A 24904-nucleotide genomic window follows, 5' to 3' on the forward strand; every position below is an offset into this window, starting at 1 on the left:
CATGGGGCGCGTCGTTCTGTCCATCTTCACCAGTGCTGACGGGGTCGTCGGCGACCCACAGCGGTTCACTTTCCAGTTCGTCAGCGAGGACTCCATGCGGACCGGGCTGGCGCAACTGCGGGCCGCCGACGCGCTGCTGCTGGGCCGGGTCACCTATGAGGGGTTCGCCGCGTCCTGGCCGACCATGACCGACGAGGCCGGCTTCGCCGACAAGATGAACACCATGCCCAAGTACGTCGTCTCGACGACGCTGGACCGGGGCGAGTGGAACAACACCACAGTCATCAGCGAGAACGTCGCCGAGGCGATCACCAAGCTGAAGGCCGAGGTGGACGGTGACATCCTGGTCTACGGCAGCGTCGCTCTGGTCAGGTGGCTGCTACGCAACGAACTCGTCGACGAGCTGCGTCTGGTCACCTATCCCGTCGTGATGGGCGGTGGCGTGCGCCTCTTCGCGGAGTCGAACGAGCCGGCGGTCCTCCGATTGGTCGACGCGCAGGCGTTCGACTCGGGCGTGGTCGTGCTGACCTACGCCCCCACCAGGGACAAGCTCGTCGGTTGGGGGCAGGAGTCCGGGGCCCCGGGCGATGAAGGGTAAGGGCGGGCCCCCACTCGACCTCGCGTACGACACGATCTACAGGCCCGTGCTCTTCAGCGAACAGCAATGAAGGAGAAGACCGTGAACGACGATGTCACCCAGTACATCAACAAGACGCAGCCGTGGCAGATCGACGTCTGCGAAAAGCTACGGGCGATGATCGGCCAAACCATCCCGGATGTCGAGGAACAGCTTCAGTACGGCAAGCCGCACTACGTCAAGAACGGTCACTACGCCGCGGTCATCGCGGTAGCCAAGTCCAAGATCTCGTTCATGGTCTTCAACGCAACGGACGTCCCTGCGGTCAAGGGATTCCTGCGGGCAATGGGCAACGGCGAACGCAAGACCGTCGACATCACAGAGGGGCAGGACGTCGACTACGACGCACTCGCCAGCATCCTGGCGAAGACCTCTGCCGCGCTGTAGCCGCCAGCAGGTCTGTCGTGGCAGGGCCTGCTCGATCTGGCCCGCCGCGAGCCGGGGTCGGTGAGCACGAAGCCTGACCCGTCTGCGCTCGTGGTAGCCGCTCCACAGAACGACGTTCAGTTTGTGGGCGTCAGCCGGCCGGTCTCGTCGCCCTGGGCGTCAAGGAGCACCAGAACCTCACCGTCGAGGCCGGCCCGTCTGGCCGTCGCGAGCCAGCGGCCGTTCGTGGGAACGCGATTCCGTCACCTACCCAACGCGGCGGGAAGGCTGCACGGGCTCACGCACTCTTCCCGCCGTGCCGGACGAACCGAAGCCGATGCGCTTCCGCTGGGCGATTAGGTATTCGAGCCGCTGCCCTCGGTGGGAGCCAGCCGTTCACGCTCAGGTCTCGCTGGTGATCGGCTGCCGGAGGATGGTGCGCCGCTTGTCGGGTGCGACCTTCCGAAAGTCGCTGAGATAGATCTCGTGGTGGGTGCCGGCCAGGCGAAGGCGGTGTCCGGGAATGAACTCCTGGTGCAGTCTCGCGAGCACGTCGGCCTCGTCGTCGAAGGAGCCGACGTGCAACGTCTGCACGCACCGCCCCTCGGTCAGCGTCTGGAGGCGGACGTCGTCCAGGCGCGCTGGTCGGTGCTTCGCCCCGGTCTGCTCGACGGCTGCGGCGAACATGGTCTGGTCGATCCAGACCGGAACCATGAGCATCAGCGTCCAGTCCCTCCTGAAGTCAATCTTCTCGTCGCCGGTCACGAGGTCTCCGGCCGCCGGGCGCCGGGGGGACGCCGGGGTGGATCCTCCCGGGTTGGTACCCCCTGCTGGCCCCGCTCGGTCGACCGTGCCGCGGGCCGGGTCGGCATCCGTGGCGCCTCGCCGGTCTCCGTGACCAGGTGCTCAGTTTCCTGCACCAGATAGTGCGGTCGGCGCTTGGTCTCGTAGTAGATCCGGCCGATGTATTCCCCGATCACCCCCAGGATCGTCATCTGGATGCCGCCGAGCCCGATCACGCTGACGATGATGGTGGTGTAGCCGGGGACGTCGATGCCCTTCTCGACGGCGTCCGCGACCACCCAGGTCATGTAGGCCAGTGCGATAAGGGTGAGGAACAGGCCGCCGTAGATCGCCAGGCGCAGCGGTCGGTTGTTGAACGACAGCAGGCCGTCGAACGCGTAGTTGAAGAGCTTGCTGAAACTCCACCGGCTCTGCCCCGTCTGCCGGGTCTCGTTGTGATGGGCCACCACCACCGTCCGGAAGCCGATCCAGGAGAACAGGCCCTTGGAGAACCGGTTGTATTCCGGCATCGCCAGGATCGCGTCCACCGCGAGCCGGGACAGCAGCCGGAAGTCACCTGCCCCGTCCAGCAGGCGCACGTCGATCCACCAGTTGATCATGCGGTAGAAGGACCGCGAAGCGACCATTCGCACGAACCGGTCACCGCGCCGGTCCCGGCGGGCGATCACCTGGTCGAAGCCCTGCCGGTACAGCGCCACCATCTCGGGCAGCAACCGCGGAGGGTGCTGCAGGTCGGCGTCCATGATGACGACCGCGTCGCCGGTGGCCCGCTGCAGACCGGCGAGCATCGCCGCCTCCTTGCCGAAATTGCGGCTCAGCGACGTGTAGCAGACAGCGGGGTCGGCGGCGGCGAGCCGGCGCAGCGCCGCGAGGGTGCCGTCCTCGCTGCCGTCGTCGACGTACACCACCTCGACGTCCACGTCGGGCAGCTCGGCGAGCGCCATGCTCACGGTCTCGTGCAACCGCTCCACCGACGCTTCCTCGTTGAAGCACGGCACCACGACGGACAATCGCACCCTCGTCACCCCGCCCGGCCCGTGCCTGGGCATCTGCCGCCGGCACGCCCGGCGCACCCCTGGTCAGAGGTGGTAGAGCAGCGTGCCATCGAGATCCTCTCGGGTGATGCCCAGTCCGTCGATGGGCCGGGCCTCGATACCCTCCCACGGCGTCCCCGCGGCGCGGCTCGGCACAAACACCACCGACCGCACGCCGATGCCACGCAGGTATGCCACGCTGCCCGGGTCGGGGAACGATGCCACTGCCGTCCGCGTCTGCGCCTGGCTGACCGGCTCGAAACCGGCCAGCCCGTTGGTCACCCGTGGGAACCCGTCGGTCGACCACAACATGTACGTCAGGTCGCCCACGCCACCGGCGGGCAGCACCAGCATCGGCTCCTGTGCCGCCCGCATCGCGGCCGGCTGCTGCGGCACGGTCGGGTGGGGCGTCCGGTTGACGCCCTCCAGAGTCACCATGGCCAGCGGCACCAGCAGGACCAGCGGCATGACGAACCGCGTCCAGCGGCGGGCCGAGGACTGGCCCGACGACTCGGCCAGCGCCGTCACCGCTCCCGCGGCGAGCACCGCCAGCAGCAGGCTGGTCCAGTGCATCATCCGGCCCGGTGTGCGCAACGCGTCCCAGCCCGGCAGGTGCAGTGACAGAGTCAGATAGCCGGGATCCCCATCGCCGCCGAGGGTGGCGCCCAGGCCCAGCAGCACCGTGCCGAGCACGCCCAGCCCCAGCGCGACCTGGTGCCGGAGCCGGAACACCGAGAAGAACAGCCCTGCGGCAGCCAACCCGATCAGCGTCATCCCCGGCAGCAGCGCCATCTCCGGGGGCCAGGACAGCTGTTCGCGTGCGGCCGAGTGGGCCTCGCCCCACAACCACGAGTCCGCCGGTGCGGTGACGAACCCGATCAGCGGAGGCGAGAACATTTTCGTCCAGTCCAGCGTCCGCTCGGCCTGCGGGTTGAAATCGACAACGCGCAGGTAGACCAGGCCGAGCAGCAGCGTCACCGCGCCGAACACGGCCCCACCAGCCAGATCCGCGAGCAGCAGCCGCCGGCCGAACGGCGGGCGTTCCCGCTTCCGCCACCAGGACCAGCCGTAGCAGCCGGCCGCCACCAGCACCGAGGCCAGCAGGAAATACACCAGCGGCAGGCCGATGCCGAAGCCGAGGGTGATCTGCCAGGCGGCGACAAGCCACCCGGCCAACGCCCAACCGGGCCGTCGTCGCTCCGGCCGGTACCCGTGGCGCAGCGACCAACCATGACCACGGGCCAGCATCGCCAGGGACAGCGCGATTCCGGCGCTGGACAGGATGTTCAGGTGACCGGAGTGCGCCAACCGCCAGGGCGCGAACGCCCACGCGATCCCGGCGACGGCCCCGCCCCACCGGTTCGCCCCGAGCTGCCGGGCCAGCGCGTACGCCCCGAAGGCCGCCAGCGCGTGCAGCAACACGTACAGCACGTTGTATCGGATCACGGCGGCCTCGACGCCGGAACCGAGCATCCCGATCGGGGCGTATCCGAGCAGGGTGTCGCTGTAGGCGTACGTGTACTTCTCGGGGTAGAACGTGTTCGAGTGCCAGAGGTCGAGCGGATTGCTGAGAAGAGCGTGCCCAGACCAGGCGACCTGCCACGCCTGCAATGTCGGATCGCCGAGGTCGCCGGGGATCGTGCTCGCCGGATGCCGAAGCGTCGGCCAGGTCAGCGCCACCGCCAACAGCAGACTCGCCAGTGCTGCCAAGGTCCATTCGTGGCGGGCCCAACGCCACCGGCCCCGCCCGCCCGGAGTCGGGTCGTCGGAGGTCTGGTCGGGGCTCGCGTTTTCGGCGTCCTGCCGGGCGACGGTGGAGCGGGTATTCACGGAATAGATCCTCTCCGATGACCTGCACCTTGTCCACCAGTTGTCCGAACGGTGGATCCCCGCGCCGACCTTTTCGATGATGTCGAAGCGCCCTTTGCGGAACGCGGGAACTCCTGTTTCAGCAACGGCCGAGTGACTGTCTGGGTGACGACGGGCCCGAGCAGTGGTGGACACCCACCGATGCTTGAGGCGGTCACTGCTGGAACACCAGGACCCAGTCGGCGACGCAGGCGGGTTTGCTCTCGCCCTCGATCTCCACCCGCATCTGCACGACCACTCGGCACCCGGCCGCCATTCGGCGGGCCTCCAGGAGGGTCGCGGCGCCGCGTACCCGCGAGCCGGCCGGAACCGGAGCGCGTAGGCGTACGTTGTTCAGCCCGGCGTTGATGACCAGGCCGACGCCGTCGACCTCGACCAGTTCGGACAGGAAGGTGGCGCAGAGCGAGAGCGTGAGCATGCCGTGCGCGATTGTCGTCTGGAAGGGACTTTCCGCCGCCGCCCGCTCCTCGTCGACGTGTATCCACTGGTGGTCGCCGGTCGCCTCGGCGAACGTGTTGATCCGGGCCTGGTCGACGAGGTGCCATCCGGTTGTGCCGAGTGGTTGGCCGGTCCGCTCGAGCAGAGCGTCGATGGTGTCGTATCGAGTCACGCTGTTCACCTTTCCGGCAGAGACGGCCCGCCATAACCCCGCCGCGGTCATCGGCAGTGAAGTCGCGTCCATGGTGGTGCCCGGCGGACGGAGTGCCCCGGCAGCGGTGTCGCGACGACGATCGGGGACGCCGCGGTCAGCTGACCGGCCCCGGTGCCTTGTCTTCCCGGGAGAGGCCGCCGCCCCTCCAGGTCACCGTGGTCAGCCGGGCACCGAGCAGTCGCCGTGCTCTGGCGACCTGGCGCGCGTTCGCGTTGACCAACACTGCCTGCTCGGCGGCGGCAAGCACGGGTAGATCCGAAAGCGAGTCGCTGTAGGCCACCCGCCAGGGTGGCGTCACGCCCTGGGCGGCGAGCTGCACCATTTTGGTCGCCCCGTAGTTGTGCACGAGCAGCTTCGGCCCGTGGATGTGCGAGGCCACGAGTTCGACCTCGGCGAGGCCGATCGCGTCGAGCACCGCGCGGGCCAGGGTGTGCTCGCAACCGGTGACCACGACGACCCGATCGCCGGCGTCAAGGTGGGTGCGGATCATCTGCAGGCCGGGCGCGATGATCCGCTCGGGCTCCGCACCGAGGTCCGCTCCGAAACGCCCCAGTTCCGCCCGTAACTGGTCCGCGCTGCGGCCCCGCAGGCCTATGCGGCTCATCCACCACGCTGCCCGGGGGCGGTAGGCGGGAATGGCGACCATGGGTGCGAGGAGGACAGCCAGGATGACGGCGACCGGCAATCGGGCACCCGCGAAAGCAATGCGTCGCATGAAGAGCCCGAATGCATCCCCGCGCAGCAGCACGCCGTCGAAATCGAAGATGACGGTGGCGGCGGAAGGTGCCCTCATCGGTCTATCGGCTCCCGGGCCGCAGGTGATTCGGCATGCGCCGATTGTATGGGGCCGGTCCTGCACCGGTGCCCGGGCAAACAGGTGACCGAGAGTGTGTACGGCCCGGCGCGCTGGGCTCAGGCATCGCCGAGTGGGCACAATGTGCTGGTGTCAGATTCTCCTGAACCCCTCCGCTACCGGCTTATCACCGGACCCGATGATGCGGACTTCTGCGCCCGTATCAGCGGCCTTCTCGATCAGGGCTATCGGCTGTACGGCTCTCCGGCGCTGACCTTCAACGGAGAACGGGTCATCGCCGCTCAGGCGGTGGTGCTGCCGAACCCGGCCGACGAGCAGTGAGCAGTTCTCATCCCGGGTAGGCGGCGGTGTCGACGCGGTGCAGGACGAGGACGACCCACACGCTTGTGGTCATCTGGCGCGCAGCACCAGGCCGGCGAGGCTGTGGCTGCGGTACGGGCGGTTGTCCCCATGATCGCGCTCGAACATGGATGTGGTGGCCTCCCGAGAAGGCGAGGCCACTACGTCCTGGATCGAGCGTGACCTTGCCCGGCATCGGGACGGACGGGCGGACGGGTTGGTGCGGGGTGGGGGTTGATCTTGACGGGCTGGTCGCCGCGCAGCGCCGCCGGCAGTTGGCCGGTTGATCCCGCTGCACGGCACACCGCCTGCGCCGCGGCACCCGTGCGTAGGTCGGGACGGACGTCAGCCATACGCTGGCACCCAGCACAAGGACGTGGAGCTCCGCACTCATCGGGCGGCGCGACCCGCTCCGTTCCGACTCCCAGGGCTGGGCAGAGCATGCGCGACATTCCGGGTAGAACTCCGAAGTACATGGTCATCCGCGACGACCTGATCAGGCGAATCAGGAGTGGGGAGTTCGCTCCCGGCGACGCGCTGCCCGGCCAGCGTCACCTGAGCGATGAGTACGGCGTCAGCCTCATGACGCTGCGCCAGGCGCTGGACGAGCTCTGCGGTCGGGGAGTGGTCGAGCAGCTTCCCGGCAAGGGCACCTACGTCCGGGCGGTGCCGGTCCCGTACTCGATGGGCAATCTGCGCAGCCTGGCCGACGACTTGCGCGCGCACGGCATCGAGGTGCTGACCCGGGTGCTCGGACGAGACATCATTCCCGTGCCCGAGGATCTCGTCACGCGGTTGGGGATCCCCTCGGACGGTGAGGTGCTCAAGCTGGAGCGGATCCGGGTCGTCCGGGGCGCACCGCTGATCCACCAGCTGTCCTACCTTCCGCAGCCCTTCGCCGGCCTGCTCAAGGACGTCGATTTCGAGGAGCAGGAGCTGTACGCCGTGCTCGCCGAGCGGGCGGACGCGGTGGCCGTACAGGCCGAGGAGACGATCTCGCCGGTGCTCATGCCCGAGCACATCGGCGAGCTGCTCGGACTGCCCGCCGGTGAGCCGGCCATGCGTAGCGAGCGGATCACCCGGGACGCCAGTCGGCGCATCCTGGTCGTCGACCTTGCCATCCTCGCCGGAAACAGCGTCGTGATCATGAATACCCGCGAGGTCAGCGGCGACCAGGTCAGCTATGCGATGGGCGACGGCACCAGGCTGTCGTGACCACCGGCGCTGCGGACTCTGCCTGCGGCGCGTCGTCCTGGCCGACGGCGGGGGACCGTTCTAGAACTATTTCTCCAGAGATCTAGAACTGGATCAGGTTGCCCTGCTATAAACAGGCGACTGTTATAGAACTGTGGGAGGACTGCCGTGGATCAGCTACTGCGCACCGGCCACCAACCCGACCCGGTCGACTCTCGTCGACCCTCGGGGCTCGGCAGATTCGGCGAGTACGGCGGGCGCTTCGTTCCCGAATCGCTGGTCCCGGCCTGTGAGGAGGTCGAGCGCGCCTTCGCCGAGGCGTGGGGCGACCCGCTGTTCCGGGCCGAACTGAACCACCTGCTCGCCGTCTACGTCGGCCGCCCGACGCCGCTGACCCCCACCGCGCGACTCTCCGCAGAGTTGGGCGTCAACCTGTGGCTCAAGCGCGAGGACCTCACCCACACCGGCTCGCACAAGATCAACAATGTGCTGGGTCAGGCACTGCTGGCGCGGCGGATGGGCAAGCGGCGGCTGATCGCCGAGACCGGTGCGGGCCAGCACGGCGTGGCCACCGCCACCGCCGGGGCACTGCTCGGCATGCCGACCACCGTCCTGATGGGCGAGAAGGACACCGAACGGCAGCAGCTCAACGTCTTCCGGATGAAGATGCTCGGTGCCGAGGTGATACCGGTAACCTCCGGCAGCCGCACCCTCAAGGACGCGTGCAGCGAGGCTCTGCGCCACTGGGTCACCTCCGTCGATGACGCCTACTACTGCCTCGGCTCGGCGATGGGCCCGCACCCGTACCCCTGGATGGTCCGCCAGTTCCAGCGGGTGATCGGTGAGGAGGCCCGCGCGCAGTGCGCGGCCGACCTCGTCAGCGGCACGCCCGACTACGTCGTGGCCTGCGTCGGCGGCGGGTCCAACGCGGCCGGCACGTTCGCCGGCTTCGTCGACACACCGGCCCGGTTGATCGGCGTCGAGGCGGCCGGTGGCGCCGCGATCAGTGCCGGCACGACCGGCGTGCTGCACGGCTTCCGTTCCAAGGTGCTGCAGGACGAGCACGGGCAGATCAGCGAGGCCCACTCGATCGCCGCCGGCCTGGACTATCCGGGTGTCGGCCCGGAGCACGCGTACTTGGCCGAGTCGGGCCGGGCCACCTACGTGACGGTGGACGACGTCGAGGTGCTGGCCGCGACCCATCGGCTGGCCCGCACCGAGGGCATCCTCTGCGCGCTAGAATCCGCCCACGCGGTGGCCTGGGTGATCCGCGCCGCCGGTGACGGCACGATCCCCCCGGGCTCGACGGTGATGCTGACGCTCTCCGGCCGGGGCGACAAGGACATGGCGACCCTGATGGAGCTGTCGTGAACGCAGTGGAAACCCGCGCCCGTGCGGCCAAGGCCACCGGCCGCAAGCTGCTCGTGCCGTACGTGACCGGCGGTGTCACCGAGAACTGGACCGACCTGCTGCGGGCCGCCGTGGACGCGGGCGCCGACGCCATCGAGATCGGCCTCCCGTTCTCCGACCCCACCCTGGACGGGCCGGTCGTGCAGCAGTCGTCGCACCAGGCTTTGAGCCGGGGTGCCACCACCCGCCAGATCCTCGACGACGTCTCGCGGCTCGGACTGCCCGTGCCGCTGATCGCGTTCACCTACGCCAACCTGGTCCTGCACGGCGGCGCCGATCAGTTCTGCGCCGCGCTCGCCGATGCCGGGGTGGGCGGCCTGATCGTGCCAGACCTGCCGGTCGACGAGATGGAGCCGGTCGCCACCGCGGCGGCGGACACCAAGCTCGACCTGGTGCTGCTCGCGTCCCCGGCGACCACGCCGCACCGCCGCACCGAGATCGCCAAGCGCAGCCGAGGCTTCATCTACGCCGTCAGTGTCATGGCGACCACGGGCGAGCAGTCGCAGCTGGGGCAGGCCGGCCAGCAACTGGTGACGTCGCTGCGGCAGGCCACCGACCTGCCCGTGGTTCTCGGCTTCGGGATCTCCGGTCCACGGCAGGCGGCCGAGGCCTGTGGTTACGCCGACGGCGTCGCGGTGGGCTCGGCGCTCATGCGTCGCGTGCTCGACGGGGCCGGGGCGGCGGAACTCGGCGACTTCCTGGGAGAGTTCCGGACCGCGCTGGACAGGACCACCCGATGACGCCACCGCTGGGGCGCAGTTGCAGACTCGCTGCGAGGTGTGGTCGTCGGCGCCATGCTGGCCCACGATGGTGGGAAACGGAGATGACGCGAGACGCCGATTGGTGAATCTTGTAGGGATGGCGGCCGCCGATGACATGAGCGACGACGAGAACTGGGCGGGCGGGTTCTACGAAGTCATCCTCGTCCTCGGCGCAACCGACGATGCCAGACTCGACCGGGCCGTGCGGTCTCTGTGGCGGGCCGCCGGCGTCCGCGAGTGCCGCGTAGGGCCTGGACTGGTCGACGTCGAGCCTGGTGCGGCCGCGTTCGAGGTGGGTGGGCACCTGCACGGGACCCTGACCCTGCCGTCCGGCGGCCGGATGGTCTGCGGTGGCTTCTCCTCCCGGTACGAGGGAACCGACAGCCTCGCGTTCTACCTACCGCTCGGTGCGCTGGCCCGGCTCGACGAGCGGATCGGCGGGTACCCCTTCGATGAACGTAGCGGGGTCGAATCACTGACCTGGCGAGCGCCGCTCGATCGGTGGCTCGCCGACGTGGCCGTCGCCGTGTACGCCGACGTGCCCTTCCACCGTGCGCTGATCGGCTTCGAGGTCGATCAGGACGCCGACATCACGGCCGACGAGAGGTATGCCGCCGTCCTGCTGCCCCGACCCGACGGCATGGACTACCGGCCAGCAACCGCATGACCGTCTGACGAGGCCGTGCAGCGGCGACCGACGCCCACACCAGTGCGCGTGGGCGTCACCGATCGTCATGCCGTGAGCCGCCGTTTTCTCCTGCGGGGACCAGCCGTGAGGAAGACTGGAACCATCAGCGGCGGTTCGCGTTCGATCTCGGTGCTACGACGATCGGATCGCGCGCCTCTCGGGCCATGGCTGACGACGGAGCCAGCGCGCTGACGGGCGGGCTGACAAGGAGTGGCGAGCGTGAGCAATACGGATCTTGGCGCCCGCAGTGACCGGGGCAGTGAGTACGCCGACCTGTCGCGCCTGGTCCGCGGCGCGGGCCTCCTCGACCGACGACCTCGCTACTACGCGGCGCGAGTGACGCTGGTGCTGGTTTGCCTCGGTGCCGTGGGCGTGATCTTCGTTCGACTCGGGCCGTCGTGGTGGCAGACGGCCACCGCCGCAGCGCTCGCGGTGCTCTTCGCGCAACTGGCGTTCCTTGGTCATGACGCGGGCCATCGGCAGATCTTCCGCACCCGCCGAGCGAACGACGTGGTCGGCCTGGTCTGTGGAAACCTGCTGACCGGGATCAGTTACGGCTGGTGGGTCGACAAGCACAACCGCCACCACGCACACCCGAACACCGAAGGCCGAGACCCCGACATCCTGGTGGTTCCGCTGTCCTTCACTCCGGCCCAGGCCGCGACCCAGCGTGGCCTGCGGGCGCTGTTCGTCCGGCACCAGGCGGCGCTGTTCTTCCCCGTGCTGCTGGTGGAGGGTCTGCATCTGCACGGCGCCAGCGTCCGGGCGGTCGTCCGCGGCGGGCTCCGGCACCGGGCAACGGAGGCGGGCCTGCTCGTCCTGCACCTCGCTGGCTACCTCGCGGCCGTCTTTCTGGTCCTGAGCGTCCCGCAGGCGATCGTGTTCATCCTGGTCAATCAGGCCGTCTTCGGCCTATACCTGGGCAGCTCCTTCGCGCCGAACCACAAGGGGATGCCCATCCTGACCGAGGCCGACGACCTCGACTATCTACGCCGACAGGTCCTCACCTCCCGCAACGTGCGTGGCGGGCGGCTCGTCGACGCGCTGCTCGGTGGGCTCAACTACCAGATCGAGCACCACCTCTTTCCCAGCATGCCCCGACCGAACCTGCGCGACGCCCAACCGTTGATCCGCCAGTTCTGCGCCGATCACGGCATCGCCTACCACGAAACCACCCTGACCCAATCGTGGGCGCAGGGCCTGGCGCACCTGCGGGCGGTCGGGACCGGATCGACCCGACCGGGTGACGACTGATCGTCTAACTGCCGACCGGTCGGACGTCGCGGGGCGTGGCCGGTCCGGGAGAGCCAGTACTCGCCCACTCAACGCTATGGTCGAACCGGCCGTTGAGACTTTCGAGCGGTATTGGCAGGGCTGTGGGGCGCAACCTTCAAGACCGTGGACGGCTCAGGCCGGTTGATCTGGCGCGAGCGCACGGTCTGTCGACACAGGCGGTCAGGAACTACGAGGAGGTCGGCATCCTTCCGGCCGCTGAACGCACCTCGCACGGGTACCGCACCTACACGACGCTGCACGCGCAGGCGTTGCACGCGTTCCTCGCGCTCGTGCCCGGCCATGGGCACCGGACGGCCACGGCGATCATGCAGGCGGTCAACCGGGACGCGACCGAGGATGCGCTCCGGCTCATCGACGAGAGTCACACTCAGCTCGTCGATGACCGCCGCACGCTCGAATCTGTCGAAGCCGCTCTTGGCGATCTGGAGCCCTCGCCACCGCAACGCGCCGACATGTTCGTCGGTCCCCTGTCGAAGAGGCTCGGCGTTCGCCCGGCCACCCTGCGCAAATGGGAGCGAGCTGGCGTGGTCCAGCCACACCGTGACCCGCAGACGGGCTACCGGGTCTACAGCGCGGCCGATGTACGCGACGCCCTGCTGGCGCACCAGCTCAGGCGAGGCGGCTACCTGCTTGAGCAGATCGCCCCGCTGATCGCCCAGGTCCGGTCGGCCGGCGGCATCGCGCCGCTCGAATCCATGCTGCGTGACTGGCGTGCCCGCCTCTCCGCGAGGAGTCGCGCGATGCTCAGCGGTGCTGGCGCACTGGACGCCTACCTGCGCCGTGGATCGTGACGGCCGAGTTGTCGACGGCTTAGATCAGGCCCACATCGTGCTGCCCCGCGTCAACGATCGACCGCGCCGGCGAGGTCGCGCAGCAGGTCGGCCAGGCGGCGGGCGTCGGTGGGGTCGATCGTTGCGAGCGCCTCGCGTTGCACCGCTAGCCCCGCGGTGACCGCCTCGTCGACCAGGTCACGGCCGGCCGGGGTGAGCTGCGCGCGAAGCGAGCGGCGGTCGCTGGGATCGGAGGTGCGCGTGATGAACCCCGCTCTCTCCAGCTTGTCGAGTCGCCCGGTCATGCCGCCCGTGGTGAGCATGAGGGTGTCGGAGAGTTGCTTGGGGGAGAGGTTGAACGGCTCACCGCTGCGGCGCAGCGTGGCCAGCACGTCGAACTCGCCGCGTCCGATGCCGAGGCGCTGGTACGCCCGCTCCATCCGGTCGCCGATGGCGGCGGCGACGCGGTAGACGCGGCCGAAGACCTCCATGGGCAGCAGATCGTCGAGATCCGGGCGCTCGTCGCGCCACTGGGTGATGATCGCGTCGACGGCATCGTGGGTCATGGGAGGCATGATAGCTTGACGGCAAGTAGCTTAGTGGTAAGTTAATTGCAAGCTAAATGGGGGAGGATCGTCATGACGTACACGGCGGAGTTCGGCGCGGTCAACGCCGTCCACCATCCGGAAGCCGCGCAGGAGCGGACGGCGATGAGGTCCGGCACGGTCGGTCGGTTCGTCGCCCCGGGCAGCGCCACCCAGGGCCGCTTCGGCCTCTTCGAATGGCGGATGCCGGCCAGGGCCGGTGGGGCCGACGCGCACTTCCACCGAACCTTCTCCGAGTCCTTCTACGTGGTGTCCGGGACGGTGCGGCTCTACGGCGGGTCGGGCTGGATCGACGGGCGGCCCGGTGACTTCCTGCACGTACCCGAGGGTGGTGTGCACGGCTTCCGCAACGACAGCGACGCCGAGGCCGTGATGCTGATCCTGTTCGCGCCGGGCATCCCGCGCGAGGCCTACTTCCGCGAGCTCGCCGAGATCGCCGCGACTGGCCGGACGCTGTCCGAAGAGGAGTGGACCGACCTGTTCGCCCGCCACGACCAGTACCGCGCCTAAGAAGTTGGTGCCGTACATCGGATGTATGAGTGTCTGGAGCGGCGAACGCTGGCCCATCTGCGATGCTCCGCCGTGGCGGGCCGCAGGGTCGCACCGCTGACTTGCTGTCGATTCCCCCTGTCACCGGGGCCGAGGATGAGGGCTCCCACGCATCGATCGATCATTGCCTATTCTGTGGCTCCGGAGTAACCTTCCCGAAACACATCAGATGTCTGACTGTCTCAGGGCCCAGCGCCGGCCTGCGCAGCAAGGCCCCCCGGTTGGCCATCGAGCGGATCCCCAGGTCGGGTTTCGTTGTTGTCACGCTTCGGGGTGGCCGGATCGGTCACCGTTTGGAGGATCGATGTCAGACCTGACCCGACGGCAAGCCCTCAAGATCGGTGCGGCCGGCGCGGGCGGTGCTCTCCTGCCCCTACCCTGGACCGCCGTGGCCCGAGCAGACTCGGTGGCGCCGCCGCAGGTGCTGGCCGCCGGGGACCTCGCGCTGTGGTACGACGAGGCCGCCGGCACCGACTGGCTACGGGCGTTGCCGATCGGCAACGGCCGGCTCGGCGCCATGGTCTTCGGCAACGTCGACACGGAACGACTCCAGCTCAATGAGGACACCGTGTGGGCCGGTGGGCCGCACGACCCCAGCAACACCAGAGGCGCGGGAGCGCTGGCGGAGATCCGGCGGCTGGTCAACGCGAACCAGTGGACCCAGGCCCAGGATCTGATCAACCAGACCATGATGGGCAACCCCGGCGGCCAGCTGGCCTACCAGACCGTCGGCAACCTCCGGCTCGCCTTCGGTTCCGCCAGCGGAGCGTCTCAGTACAACCGGACGCTCGACCTCACCACCGCCACCGCCACGACGACGTACGTGCTGAACGGCGTTCGACACCAGCGGGAGGTGTTCGCCAGCGCACCGGACCAGGTCATCGCGATCCGGCTGACCGCCGACCGGACCGGCTCGATCAGCTTCACCGCCACCTTCGACAGCCCGCAGCGCACCACGGTGTCCAGCCCGGACGGCACCACGATCGGCCTCGACGGCGTCTCCGGAAACATGGAGGGCGTCACCGGCGCGGTCCGCTTCCTCGCCCTGGCCAACGCGACAGTCAGCGGCGGCAGCGTGTCCAGCTCCGGCGGCACCCTGCGGGTCACAAACGCCACCAGCGTGACCCTGCTGATCTCCATCGGCTCCAGCTACGTCAACTATCGCAACGTCGGCGGCGACTACCAGGGCATCGCCCGGCAGCGCCTCACCGCCGCGCGGGCCAGCAGCTACGACCAGCTGCGCAGCCGGCACGTGGCCGACTACCAGGCGTTGTTCGGCCGGGTCAGCCTCGATTTGGGCCGCACCTCCGCGGCCGACCAGACGACCGACGTCCGGATCGCCCAGCACAACAGCGTCAACGACCCACAGTTCTCGGCGCTGCTGTTCCAGTTCGGGCGGTACCTGCTGATCTCGTCCTCGCGGCCCGGCACGCAGCCGGCCAACCTTCAGGGCATCTGGAACGACTCGCTGACCCCATCCTGGGACTCGAAGTACACGATCAACGCCAACCTGCCGATGAACTACTGGCCGGCCAACACCACAAACCTGGCCGAGTGCCACAACCCCGTCTTCGACCTGGTCAGAGACCTTGCCGTCACCGGAACGCGGACCGCCCAGGTGCAGTACGGCGCCGCCAGTGGCTGGGTCACCCACCACAACACCGACGCGTGGCGGGCCACCGCCGTGGTGGACGGCGCGTTCTGGGGCATGTGGCAGACCGGCGGCGCCTGGCTGTCCACGTTGATCTGGGACCACTACCTGTTCAACGGTGACATCGAGTTCCTGCGGACGAACTACCCGGCCATGAAGGGCGCCGCGCAGTTCTTCCTCAACACCCTGGTGACCGAACCGACCCTCGGTTACCTGGTGACCAACCCCTCGAACTCGCCGGAGCTCAGCCACCACTCGAACGCCAGCGTGTGCGCCGGCCCCACCATGGACAACCAGATCCTGCGGGACCTGTTCGACGCCTGCGCCCGCGCGAGCGAGATCCTCGACGTGGACAGCACCTTCCGGGCCCAGGTTCGCGCCACCCGGGACCGCCTCCCACCCATGAAGATCGGCTCGCGCGGCAACATCATGGAGTGGCTCTACGACTGGGTGGAGACCGAGCCCAACCACCGGCACATCTCGCACCTGTACGGCCTGGCCCCCAGCAACCAGATCACCAAGCGCGGCACCCCACAGCTGTTCGAGGCGGCCCGGCGGACCCTGGCACTGCGCGGCGACGACGGCACGGGCTGGTCGCTGGCCTGGAAAATCAACTTCTGGGCTCGGATGGAGGAGGGCAAGCGGGCCCACGACCTGATCCGCTACCTCGCCACCACCGCCCGGCTCGCGCCCAACATGTTCGACCTGCACCCGCCCTTCCAGATCGACGGCAACTTCGGCGCCACCGCCGGCATCGCCGAGATGCTGCTGCAGAGCCACGCCGGCGAGCTGCACATCCTTCCCGCGCTGCCGCCGGCCTGGCCGAGCGGGCGGGTGACCGGCCTGCGGGGTCGGGGTGGGCACACGGTCGGCATCACGTGGGCGAGCGGTCAGGCCACCGAGGTGCTCATCCGACCGGACCGCGCCGGCACTGTCCGCCTGCGCTCCCGGATCCTCACCGGCACCGTCACGGTGGTCGACACCGCCGACGGTACGGCGGCCCGGGTCACCCGGATCGAGTCCGACCTGATCGAGGTCACCGTGCAGGCCGGGCGCACCTACCGGGTCACCAGCACGGGCGTCACCCTACCGACGCTGGAGCAGAGCTTCAGCAACGTCGGCATCACCAGCGACAGCAACACCAACGTCGGCAACTTCGACGGCGGCGGGGCGTCGCTCTCGGCGCAGGCCCTGGCCGCCGCCGGTGCCAGCCCAGGCGGCACGGTGAGCCGCAACGGAGTCAACTTCCGGTGGCCCAACGTCAGCTCGGGCGCCGCCGACAACGCCACCGCCTCCGGGCAGTCGATCAGCGTGACCGGCACGGGCAGGACCCTCGGCTTCCTCCTGACCGGCACCTACGGCGCCCCATCGGGCACCGGCACGGTGGTCTACGCCGACGGCACCCGCCAGACGTTCACGCTGAGCACGCCCGACTGGTACGGCGGGCCGAGCTCCGCGGGGACAGCCGCCATCGTGTCCGCGTACCAGAACCGGCCCAACAACCAGCGGCAGAACACCGCCGCCTGCGTCTACTACGTGGGTGTCGCGTTGCAGAGCAAGGCGGTCGCCTCGGTCGTGCTGCCCAACATCAGCGCACGGCCCGCGACGAACGTGCCGACCATGCACATCTTCGCCATCGCCATCGGGGGCTGACGGCAACGGATCCCGCTCGGGGGAGCGTGACCGGGCCCGTCCCAACCGGGGACGGGCCAGGTCGCGTGCCGGCTCAGGCTCGTGGCGGGTCGGCAATGATGCGCGCGAGAGTGCACCGGCCCATCAGACTCATGGCGGCGTTGGTCTGGTGGTAATACCAAACCACCCCCATTGCCTGCTGGAAGGCCCACGCTCTGCCGCGCTCCCATTCGAGATCGTCGCAGCCGAGTTGCTGCCGAAATGCCTGACGTGGTTCGCGTTCCAGCAGGTGCCAGGCACTGACGAGGTCAAGGGCAGGGTCGGCAGGCCCCAGTCCGCCCACGTCGAGTACCCCGGCCAGCCGCCCGCCGGAGACGAGGACGTTTCCCGGAATGAGATCACCATGGTTCATCCTGTCCGGGGCTTCGCCCCGCGGCAGTTCCCTCATGACCTCCCAGACCCGGCGGAGCAGCGGGACGTCCAGCAGCGTCTCGCTGCGCCCGAAGCAGGTCTCCATCCACCCGTCGTGCGCTGGTAGCTCGCCACCGCGACCCTGGCCTGTGAACGTGCGTCCCCGTGTGTTGATGGCTCGCACGCCACTGACGAACTCGGCCAGATCGTGCGCGAACGCGACGGAGTCGCCCGGGTCGTCATCGGTGGCTACGACACCGGGTACCCACGTCTGTACCGACCACGGAAGCGGATAGCCGGCGCCGGGTTCACCGATGGCGGCCGGCTCGGGGGTGGGAAATCGCGTACGACCCATCAGTTCTCGGGCCGCTTCCGCTTCGCGTTCCAGCCAGCCCCGCACCGCGTCGACCTCACCCGGCTGAAGGGGGAACCGGGCCGTGAACCGTTCCCCGATACGGAAGATGGCGTTGACCGTTCCCCGCGAAGCGACGCGCCTGAGAGGCAGGCTTCGCCACTCGGGGAACTGCGCGGCCACCAGCTCACGCACCGCGTTGAGTGAGACTGTGAGCTGGCCATCGTGCATCGGCACATCCGGCGATGGAGATGGGCGGTGGGCAGAGGCTGGCACGACAATCATCCTTGATCAGGTGTTCTGGGCGGCGACTGTGGTTCGAGGGTGGCCGGTGGTAGGGCTTGACGCCAGGTGGCGGGCAAGAGCGATCGCGGCGAGGAGCGCCAGGACCGCGCATACGCCCAGCCACCCGAAGTGGGCGTAGGCGCGGGCTCCGAGCCAGGAGCCGAGGCTGCCGCCGAGGTAGGCACAGGTCATGTAGGCGGTGTTGAGCCGGCTCCGGGCTTCGGGCCGCAGGGCGTAGATGCGTACCTGGTTGGCGACCATGCCGGACTGCATCCCGACGTCGAGCAGCAACGTGCCGAGCGTCAGTGCCGCGAGGCCTCCCGCCCCGCCGAGACTGGCGAACGCGAGAACGACGGCCGAGGCGATGACCCCGAGCAGGCAGGCCAGATTCACCGCGTCGCTGCCCCTACGGTCCACCTGCCGTCCGGCGACCGGGGTGCACAGCATTGTCGCCGCGTTGACAAGTGCGAGCGTTCCGACCGCCGGTGCGCCCAAGTCGTATGTGGGGCCGGTGAGCAGCAGCGCGACGGCGGTCCAGACCGCGGAGAAACCGGCGAAAACCGTCGCCTGGTAGAAGCAGGAGCGGCGCAGGTCGGCCTCCGTGCGCAGCAGTCGCAGCGACTCGGCCAGCAGCGCAGGGTATCGGTGTCCGGACGGCGGTCGTGTTGTCGGCAGTACGCGGGCCATAACCACGGCGATGAACAGCACGGACGCCGCCGCCGTCAGGTAGGGGGCCCGCCATCCGAACCAGTCGCCGATGGTGCCCGCGACGGTGCGGGACAGCAGCATGCCAGCGATGGAGCCGCTTAGCAGGGTGCCGCTGACCACGCCGCGCTGGTCGTCGGCAACGAGTCCGGCTGCCATGGGGCCGATGATCGGCGCGACAACCGTCGTGACCCCGACGAGGGCGCTCGCGCCGACGAACGGCGGCAACGCGGGTGCGGCGCTCGCGGCGAGCAGCCCCAGCCCGCTGAGGCCGAGCAGGGTGACGATCAGCGGGCGGTGCGGGAGCCGGTCGCCGAGCGGCACCAACAAAAAGATCCCGGCGGCATAGCCGAACTGCACCGCGGTCACCACCAGGGCGGCCGAGTCAGCGCTGACGTGCAGGCTGGCGGCGACCAGCGGGCTGATCGTCTGGGGGAAGTAGATGTTTCCGACGGCGACCCCGCAGGTGAGGGCGAGGAGCACCAGCAGCCTGCGACTCATGTGCGAACCGCCTGTGCGAAAGCGCCGATCACGTCAGTCCACCGGCCCGCCGGCGACATAGATGACCTGGCCGGAGACGAACCCGGCTTCGGGGCTGACCAGGTACGACGCGGTGTGCGCGATGTCCTCGGGCTGGCCGACCCGGCGCACCGGGATGGTCTGCGCCACGATCCGCTGGTGCTCCTCGAAGCTGCGGCCCCGCCGCTGGGCCCCGACCCTGGTCATGTCACTGACCACGAAGCCTGGCCCGATGGCGTTCGCCGTCACGCCGTGCTGCCCGAGCCGCAGCGCGAGCGATTTGGTGAAGCCGATCAGACCGGCCTTCGCGGCGGCGTAGTCAACGCGGCCGGAATCGCCGAGCGCGGAAATACTCGACATGTTGACGATCCGTCCCCAGCCGGCCGCCAGCATGTAGGGGGTCACGGCCCGGGTGAGGAAGAACGCTCCGCGCAGGCTGACCCCGGTGACCGCGTCCCACTGCTGGGTGCTCGTCTCCTCGACGCCGGCGTTGGGGCCGCCGATGCCGGCGTTGTTGATCAGCACCGTCGGTGCTCCCAACTCGGCCGCGATCCGAGCGACAGCGGCGGTCACGGCCGACTCGTCGTTGACGTCGGCGGCGAACGCCGCCGCTGTTCCGCCGTCGCGGGTGATGGCATCCACGGTGCCGGCGCAGTCTTCCTCGACCAGGTCGACCACGGCGACCGCGAGGCCATCGCGTGCCAAACGCCTGGCCACCCCGGCGCCGATGCCGCGTGCCGCGCCCGTGACGATCGCCGTGCGCCGAATGGCGTGGTTTGTCATGTTGATCTGTGTCATGCCGGATAGTCCACGGCACGTTGGCGGCGATCGCCAAGCGATGTAGCGTCCAGCTTAATGATCAGCTTCGTGCTCAGCGTCGAGGACCTCGCGGACACCCGCTTCGCGATCTCACCGATCTACCAGACCGTGCTCAGCCTGCGGGTGTTGCGCGAGCCCGGCTTGTACGCGCTGCACCTGCCGTGGCGCAGGTCGGTTCTCGGCAGACTCGACGCGCCCGGTGCCGACCTGCTGATGTCCCTGGTCGGGCCAGACCGCGCCGTTGCGGATTTCCTGACGCCCCGGCCGACGGAGTTCGTCGTGACCTTCGAAGAAGAGTTGGCCGCCGTACGCCGGACGCCTCCGGATGTCGTTCGCCGCGACGTGTTGGCCGTGTACGTACGTGGCCGGCTTCCGGACAACTTGCAGGAGATCACCGCGGACGACGATGCTCCTGTCCTCGCACTCCGCGATGCCGTCTGCGACCACCTGCAGCGTTACTGGGAGATCGCGATCAAGCCGACCTGGCCGCAGATGCGACTCGTCCTGGAAGCAGACATGACCTACCGCGCCCGACAACTGGCCGTTGGAGGCGCGCGCCTGCTCTTCGCCGACATGCACCCGAATCTGCGCTGGCAGGACGGCGTCCTGCACATCGACAAGATGATCGGCAGGCACCATGTCGCGGCAGCCGGCCGAGGACTTCTGCTGGTGCCGTCCGTGTTCTCCTACAAGCCCGCCCCGCCAGTCAGCCCGCAGGAACCGCCAGTGCTGGCATACCCCTGCCGTGGAGTAGCAACGCTCTGGGCGCCGACACCGACCGCCGACGCGACCGCCGTCACATCGCTTCTCGGCGCGCCCAGAGCGCGACTGCTCCACCTCCTTGCCGAACCGCTGCCGACCGTGGAGATCGCCCGCCGGCTCACCGTCACACCCAGCGCCGTGTCACAACACCTCAAGGTCCTCCACGCGACGGGACTGATCACTCGCGCCCGCGACGGACGGCACGTGCTGTACCGACGCAGCCCTCTTGGTGACCAGGTGGTCGGCCAGTCGGCGGAGCAGTGATCCCAGGTGCGCGCAGCCAGCGGCCGGCGGTGACTGTCGGTCACCTCCGTGGGCGAGGATGCGGTAGTGAGCGGTATACCTCAGAGTCATATTCATACCTCTGAGGTATACCGCTCAACAGCACATCGACATGGCGGGCAGCCGAAGCGGATGGCGAGCGCTTTTCGCTGCGACCCCAGCCCCGTCTTGAGTTAGGACTTATTCGTCTAGCGGATGCGCTCCCCTCGGCTCTCGATCCGGTAGTAGTCGAAGGTGACGTCGAGGTCGGTGGAGGTGCCGGCCCGGTTGAAGGCCATCAGCCCGGCCTTCGTCGGTTCGGCGTTCAGCGTCGTGGAGCCGATGTAGCGGTAGACGCTTCCGTCACGGGAGTAGTAGGCGCGGTAGCTGTCACCGATCTTGGTCAGCCGGAGCCAGATGGCGCCGTCGGCCCCGACGATCCGCTGGGCGTCGGCACCGGTGATCTCCAGCGTCGATGTCGCACCGTTCTGCTCGCGGAGGAGGACGAGCCGGACCTTGTTGGCGGCGGTCGCGTTGCCCATCTCCCAGGCGAGCTTCACGTAGTTGTTGTCGTCGGCGTAGGCGAGGACACCGCCCTGTTCGTTGTTGTTGGCGAGTGGGCGGGAGAAGACGATCCTGGATTCGGCCGTCCAGTCGCCGTCGACGTTCTGAAGGGCCAGGTTCTTCGCGGTGTTGGTGTTGCCCTGCAGGTCACCCTGCTGGGCGGTGATGACCAACGATCCGTCGGCCAGCCGCCATTTACTCTCGTCCGGCCGTACCCACTGCCACTGGGATCCGAGTTGGGTGGAGTCGAACTCGTCGCTGCCGGTGATGGTGGTGTTCAGGTCCACCGTGTAGACCGACGATGCCTCGCCGTTCGTGACGGTGACCCGCGCCTGCCCGGTGGCGCTGGTCGCCTGCTCGATGGTGACCGAGGCCGCGGGGTCGGCGGCGCTGGCGGTGACCGCCGGCACGGTCGTGGTGCCGGCCGGCGCGAGTGCGTTGTAGCGCAGCACCGTCGGCGAGAAGGATGCCAGGCGCTTGCCGTCGACGCGCAAGGCCGTCAGTGTCGTGTCGGGAACCAGGTTGAAGACGTAGTTCTTCACGAGAGGGCCGAAGAAGCTCTCCGTCGTCACCTTGACGACCGCCTGTCCGGGTACGTCGGCGGCCTGGGAGATGATCTCGTAGCGAGCCTTCCGGTCGGCCGTCCGCACCTTCGTGATGGTGGGCGACGCCCCGGCCGGAACCGGGATGGTGTACGAGTTGTCGGACAGGTTGAAGCCGCCGAACTCCTTGCCGTTCACGACGATCTTGGCCGAGAGCGGCGCGTCGTCGACCGGGATGTCCCGCCCGCTGAACTCCTTCCAGTAGTTCACCGAGGTGTCCCGCCAGTCGGCGGCATCTGTCTCGTGAACGGCCAGCTTGGCGCGGACCTCTGCGAACCGTCGCGCGTCGATGTCGGGCTGGAGCGCCTCCCAGGTCTCCCGCATCCAGGTCACGTACTGGACGCCCATCTGGTAGCGGTAGACCAACTCGTCCCAGAAGGTCCGGCCACTGTCCATCCGATGGCCCCATGGCACATGGTGGAACCACATCAGCAGGTTCTCCGGCACCGAGTCGATGTCCCCGTAGCGTTGCTGGAGCCGGGGGAAGTACTGGGCGGCCAGGTTGCTGCCGGTGGGGGAGCGGTCGAAGCCCAGGCCGACGGTGTCGGCCTGGTTGTAGTAGACCGGGCTCCAGTCGTCGCGGCCCGCCCAGTCGGCGGGGTCGGGACGGTAGTGGGCGCCCTCGGCGAACTGGTGGCCGATGCCCAGCGGCGTCTGATAGCTGACCAGCGCCTCCCACGAGCCCATCATCATCTTCCGGATGGTGTCGACGACACGCTTGTCGTTGCCCCAGGTCATCCGGACCCAGTCGGTCGCGATGTCCGCCGAGTTGAGCTTCCAGTCCCAGGCCTGGCGGCCGAAGGCGAAGAGGTTCGCCTGGGAGAAGTGGTGCCCGGTCAGGTTGTCGGCGTTGCCGAGGTTGGCGACACCGACGATGGCGGTGTCCGGATGGTGCTGGGCGCTCCCGTCGACGATGTCGCCGACCAGGCGCTTCTTCAGCAGCTTGCCACCTGCGTCGGTGGCGTACGTGTCGGTTTTGAGGATCTCCTCGTACATCGGGCCGAGGTAGCTCAGCATCCAGTTCTGACCGGTGTACTCCTGGGTGATCTGGAGTTCCAGGGCCTGGTTGGTGTTCTCCATCCGGCCGAACATCGGGTGGATGGGCTCCCGGGCCTGGAAGTCCAGTGGCCCGTTCTTGGTCTGGAGGAACACGTTGTCGGCGAAGCGTCCCCTGGTGCCGTCGGGCTGGGCTTCGTCGTCGATCGGCCCGAACTCCAGGTAGGCCCGCTTGAGTCGGTCGTTGTCGACCTCGGCGTTGTAGACGAACGTCCGCCAGTGCACGGTCATCCCGAGCGGGGCGACCGCGGCGCCGATGCCGTTGGCGCCGTCGCCGTGGTCGTACCCGAAGTCCTGTGGCCCGGGCTGACCCTCCGAGTTGGCCTTCACGGTGAAGCCCATGAAGTCCGGGATGGCGGTCTTGATCATCTGGGCCCTGCGGTTCCACCAGCCCCGGAAGTCGGCGCCGTAGGGGTCGAGTTGGCTGTTGGTCAGCGTGTCCGGCGCGAATCGGCTGTCTGTCGGCGCGGTGTAGCGGATCGAGAGGCCCAGCTTGATGCCGTACGGGCGCAGGGCGTCGGCGAGGGCCGCCTCCTGTGCGATGCGGGTGCTCGTCAGGTAGGCGTTGTCGGCGTTGACGTTGTTGATGGTGATGCCGTTGATGCCGAGCGAGGCCAACGCGCGTGCCACGACGATGTAGCGGTCGAGGATGACGGGGAGATTCTTTCCGGCGCTTGCTCCGGTGGCGGCGAAGTTGAAGATCGCCCCGTTCTCCCCGTTCAACCCGCCCAGTCCGGAGGCGTTGTTGCCGGCGTAGAGGCGCTCGGTCTCCCAGTTGTTCAACAACCGATGCTTGATCTTCGGTGTCTCCGAGATGCGGAGGTGGTCGATGGGCTTCTGCGTCTGCATCAGCCGCAGGAAGGCGTAGGTCCCGTAGAGCGCGCCGAGGTCGCTGTTGCCGGCGATGACGGTGAACCTGTCCCTGCCATGGGACACGGAGCGCACGAGGTAACCCTCGTCGCCGACCTGGGCCAGCTCGCGGGTCGAGACGGCGTGGCGCACCAGCGGTGAGCTTGCCGGCGTACCCACCACGACCGAACCGTCCGGGATCCTGCCGCCGATCTTCGTCGTTACGGGTGTCGCCTGACCGAGGAGCCCGCTCAGGCCCCGGACCAATTCGTCGCGGGCGGCTCCGAGCGTGGTCTCGGCCAGCTTCTCGGTGGAGCCGGGCGCCATGGCGAGGTCTGCCGTGCGCCGGTGGACCTTGTCGGCGTCGGCGTTCTCGACCACGATCGCCGTGGCCGTTCGACGGTAGTCGCGGAGCAGCTTCGCGTCGCTGACCGGCACGTACCGCAGCCACAGGTCTGAGCCGCTGTAGTCGTCGGGCGACTGGGCTGCGGCGACGGGCGTCGTGGCGACCGTGAGGGTGGCCGCGATCATGGTGAGCGCCGTGCCCAGCACGATGAGACTTCGTCGTAGCCTGGGCACCGAACCTCGGTTCATTGCCTTCTCCTCCTTCGTCCGCTCGAGACGTCGATCGACCATCTCGCGAACGCA

Annotated in this window: 21 protein-coding genes and 1 pseudogene; 12 read left to right on the top strand and 10 right to left on the bottom strand. The window is 68.7% G+C overall.

Annotated elements, in window-relative coordinates; all coding sequences use genetic code 11:
* The first annotated feature begins 1 nt into the window (after window position 1).
* A complete protein-coding gene (locus JOD64_RS28465; RefSeq protein ID WP_204945071.1) occupies window positions 2-598 on the top strand; it encodes a dihydrofolate reductase family protein in 597 nt (198 codons plus the stop codon).
* Window positions 599-679: 81 nt separating this feature from the next.
* On the top strand, window positions 680-1024 hold the full coding sequence (locus JOD64_RS28470; protein ID WP_204945072.1) for a DUF1801 domain-containing protein: 345 nt from the start codon (window positions 680-682) through the stop codon (window positions 1022-1024).
* A gap of 381 nt (window positions 1025-1405) precedes the next feature.
* Here JOD64_RS28470 and JOD64_RS28475 read toward each other — a convergent pair.
* From JOD64_RS28475 to JOD64_RS28495, 5 genes and pseudogenes are all read right to left on the bottom strand, one after another.
* Window positions 1406-1735: pseudogene (locus JOD64_RS28475) on the bottom strand (GyrI-like domain-containing protein); the annotation flags it as partial.
* 29 nt (window positions 1736-1764) lie between these two features.
* Window positions 1765-2832 (bottom strand): glycosyltransferase family 2 protein, encoded by a 1068-nt coding sequence (locus tag JOD64_RS28480; protein ID WP_204945073.1) that lies wholly within the window; start codon window positions 2830-2832, stop codon window positions 1765-1767.
* Window positions 2833-2886: 54 nt separating this feature from the next.
* On the bottom strand, window positions 2887-4671 hold the full coding sequence (locus tag JOD64_RS28485) for a putative glycosyltransferase family protein (protein WP_204945074.1): 1785 nt from the start codon (window positions 4669-4671) through the stop codon (window positions 2887-2889).
* Window positions 4672-4864: 193 nt separating this feature from the next.
* Window positions 4865-5320 (bottom strand): MaoC family dehydratase, encoded by a 456-nt coding sequence (locus tag JOD64_RS28490; RefSeq protein WP_307813750.1) that lies wholly within the window; start codon window positions 5318-5320, stop codon window positions 4865-4867.
* 136 nt (window positions 5321-5456) lie between these two features.
* Window positions 5457-6155, bottom strand: coding sequence for a haloacid dehalogenase-like hydrolase (locus JOD64_RS28495; protein ID WP_204945076.1), 699 nt, complete (start codon window positions 6153-6155; stop codon window positions 5457-5459).
* Between the two features lie 84 nt (window positions 6156-6239).
* On the opposite strand from JOD64_RS28495, the gene JOD64_RS28500 reads away from it, so the two are divergent.
* The 7 genes from JOD64_RS28500 to JOD64_RS28530 all read left to right on the top strand — a co-directional run bounded on the left by JOD64_RS28500 (window position 6240) and on the right by JOD64_RS28530 (window position 12655).
* Window positions 6240-6497 carry a DUF1737 domain-containing protein gene (locus JOD64_RS28500; RefSeq protein ID WP_307813751.1) on the top strand — a complete coding sequence of 86 codons (258 nt, stop codon included), beginning with the start codon at window positions 6240-6242 and terminating at the stop codon, window positions 6495-6497.
* A gap of 459 nt (window positions 6498-6956) precedes the next feature.
* Window positions 6957-7730 (top strand): GntR family transcriptional regulator, encoded by a 774-nt coding sequence (locus JOD64_RS28505; protein ID WP_204945078.1) that lies wholly within the window; start codon window positions 6957-6959, stop codon window positions 7728-7730.
* Window positions 7731-7877: 147 nt separating this feature from the next.
* Complete coding sequence (gene trpB, locus JOD64_RS28510) at window positions 7878-9080, top strand: tryptophan synthase subunit beta (protein WP_372434207.1); 1203 nt, start codon at window positions 7878-7880, stop codon at window positions 9078-9080.
* Window positions 9077-9859: a tryptophan synthase subunit alpha gene (trpA, locus tag JOD64_RS28515; RefSeq protein WP_307813753.1), complete on the top strand. Its 783-nt coding sequence runs from the start codon at window positions 9077-9079 to the stop codon at window positions 9857-9859. The genes trpB and trpA overlap by 4 nt, the downstream gene beginning before the upstream one ends.
* 118 nt (window positions 9860-9977) lie before the next feature.
* A complete protein-coding gene (locus tag JOD64_RS28520) occupies window positions 9978-10547 on the top strand; it encodes a hypothetical protein (RefSeq protein WP_204945079.1) in 570 nt (189 codons plus the stop codon).
* A 231-nt stretch (window positions 10548-10778) separates the two neighbouring features.
* Window positions 10779-11822: a fatty acid desaturase family protein gene (locus JOD64_RS28525; protein WP_204945080.1), complete on the top strand. Its 1044-nt coding sequence runs from the start codon at window positions 10779-10781 to the stop codon at window positions 11820-11822.
* A gap of 35 nt (window positions 11823-11857) precedes the next feature.
* Window positions 11858-12655, top strand: a complete 798-nt coding sequence (locus JOD64_RS28530) for a TioE family transcriptional regulator (RefSeq protein ID WP_307813755.1) — start codon at window positions 11858-11860, stop codon at window positions 12653-12655.
* Between the two features lie 50 nt (window positions 12656-12705).
* On the opposite strand, the gene JOD64_RS28535 is transcribed toward JOD64_RS28530, so the two are convergent.
* Complete coding sequence (locus tag JOD64_RS28535; protein ID WP_204945081.1) at window positions 12706-13200, bottom strand: MarR family winged helix-turn-helix transcriptional regulator; 495 nt, start codon at window positions 13198-13200, stop codon at window positions 12706-12708.
* 72 nt (window positions 13201-13272) lie between these two features.
* Here JOD64_RS28535 and JOD64_RS28540 point away from each other — a divergent pair, with 72 nt between their 5' ends.
* Together JOD64_RS28540 and JOD64_RS28545 are read left to right on the top strand one after the other, a co-directional pair.
* Window positions 13273-13749, top strand: coding sequence for a cupin domain-containing protein (locus tag JOD64_RS28540; protein WP_204945082.1), 477 nt, complete (start codon window positions 13273-13275; stop codon window positions 13747-13749).
* 343 nt (window positions 13750-14092) lie between these two features.
* A complete protein-coding gene (locus JOD64_RS28545; RefSeq protein ID WP_204945083.1) occupies window positions 14093-17092 on the top strand; it encodes a glycoside hydrolase family 95 protein in 3000 nt (999 codons plus the stop codon).
* Between the two features lie 73 nt (window positions 17093-17165).
* Here JOD64_RS28545 and JOD64_RS28550 read toward each other — a convergent pair whose 3' ends face one another.
* The 3 genes from JOD64_RS28550 to JOD64_RS28560 all read right to left on the bottom strand — a co-directional run bounded on the left by JOD64_RS28550 (window position 17166) and on the right by JOD64_RS28560 (window position 20141).
* A complete protein-coding gene (locus tag JOD64_RS28550; protein WP_307813757.1) occupies window positions 17166-18029 on the bottom strand; it encodes an aminoglycoside phosphotransferase family protein in 864 nt (287 codons plus the stop codon).
* Window positions 18030-18125: 96 nt separating this feature from the next.
* On the bottom strand, window positions 18126-19325 hold the full coding sequence (locus JOD64_RS28555; RefSeq protein ID WP_204945085.1) for an MFS transporter: 1200 nt from the start codon (window positions 19323-19325) through the stop codon (window positions 18126-18128).
* 33 nt (window positions 19326-19358) lie between these two features.
* Window positions 19359-20141, bottom strand: a complete 783-nt coding sequence (locus JOD64_RS28560; protein ID WP_204945086.1) for an SDR family NAD(P)-dependent oxidoreductase — start codon at window positions 20139-20141, stop codon at window positions 19359-19361.
* Between the two features lie 57 nt (window positions 20142-20198).
* On the opposite strand from JOD64_RS28560, the gene JOD64_RS28565 reads away from it, so the two are divergent.
* Window positions 20199-21188 (top strand): ArsR/SmtB family transcription factor, encoded by a 990-nt coding sequence (locus JOD64_RS28565; RefSeq protein WP_204945087.1) that lies wholly within the window; start codon window positions 20199-20201, stop codon window positions 21186-21188.
* Window positions 21189-21394: 206 nt separating this feature from the next.
* Here JOD64_RS28565 and JOD64_RS28570 read toward each other — a convergent pair whose 3' ends face one another.
* Window positions 21395-24850: an alpha-glucuronidase family glycosyl hydrolase gene (locus JOD64_RS28570; RefSeq protein WP_204945088.1), complete on the bottom strand. Its 3456-nt coding sequence runs from the start codon at window positions 24848-24850 to the stop codon at window positions 21395-21397.
* Window positions 24851-24904: the final 54 nt, after the last annotated feature.

The sequence above is a fragment of the Micromonospora luteifusca genome (genome assembly GCF_016907275.1).
Classification (GTDB): Bacteria; Actinomycetota; Actinomycetes; order Mycobacteriales; family Micromonosporaceae; genus Micromonospora; species Micromonospora luteifusca.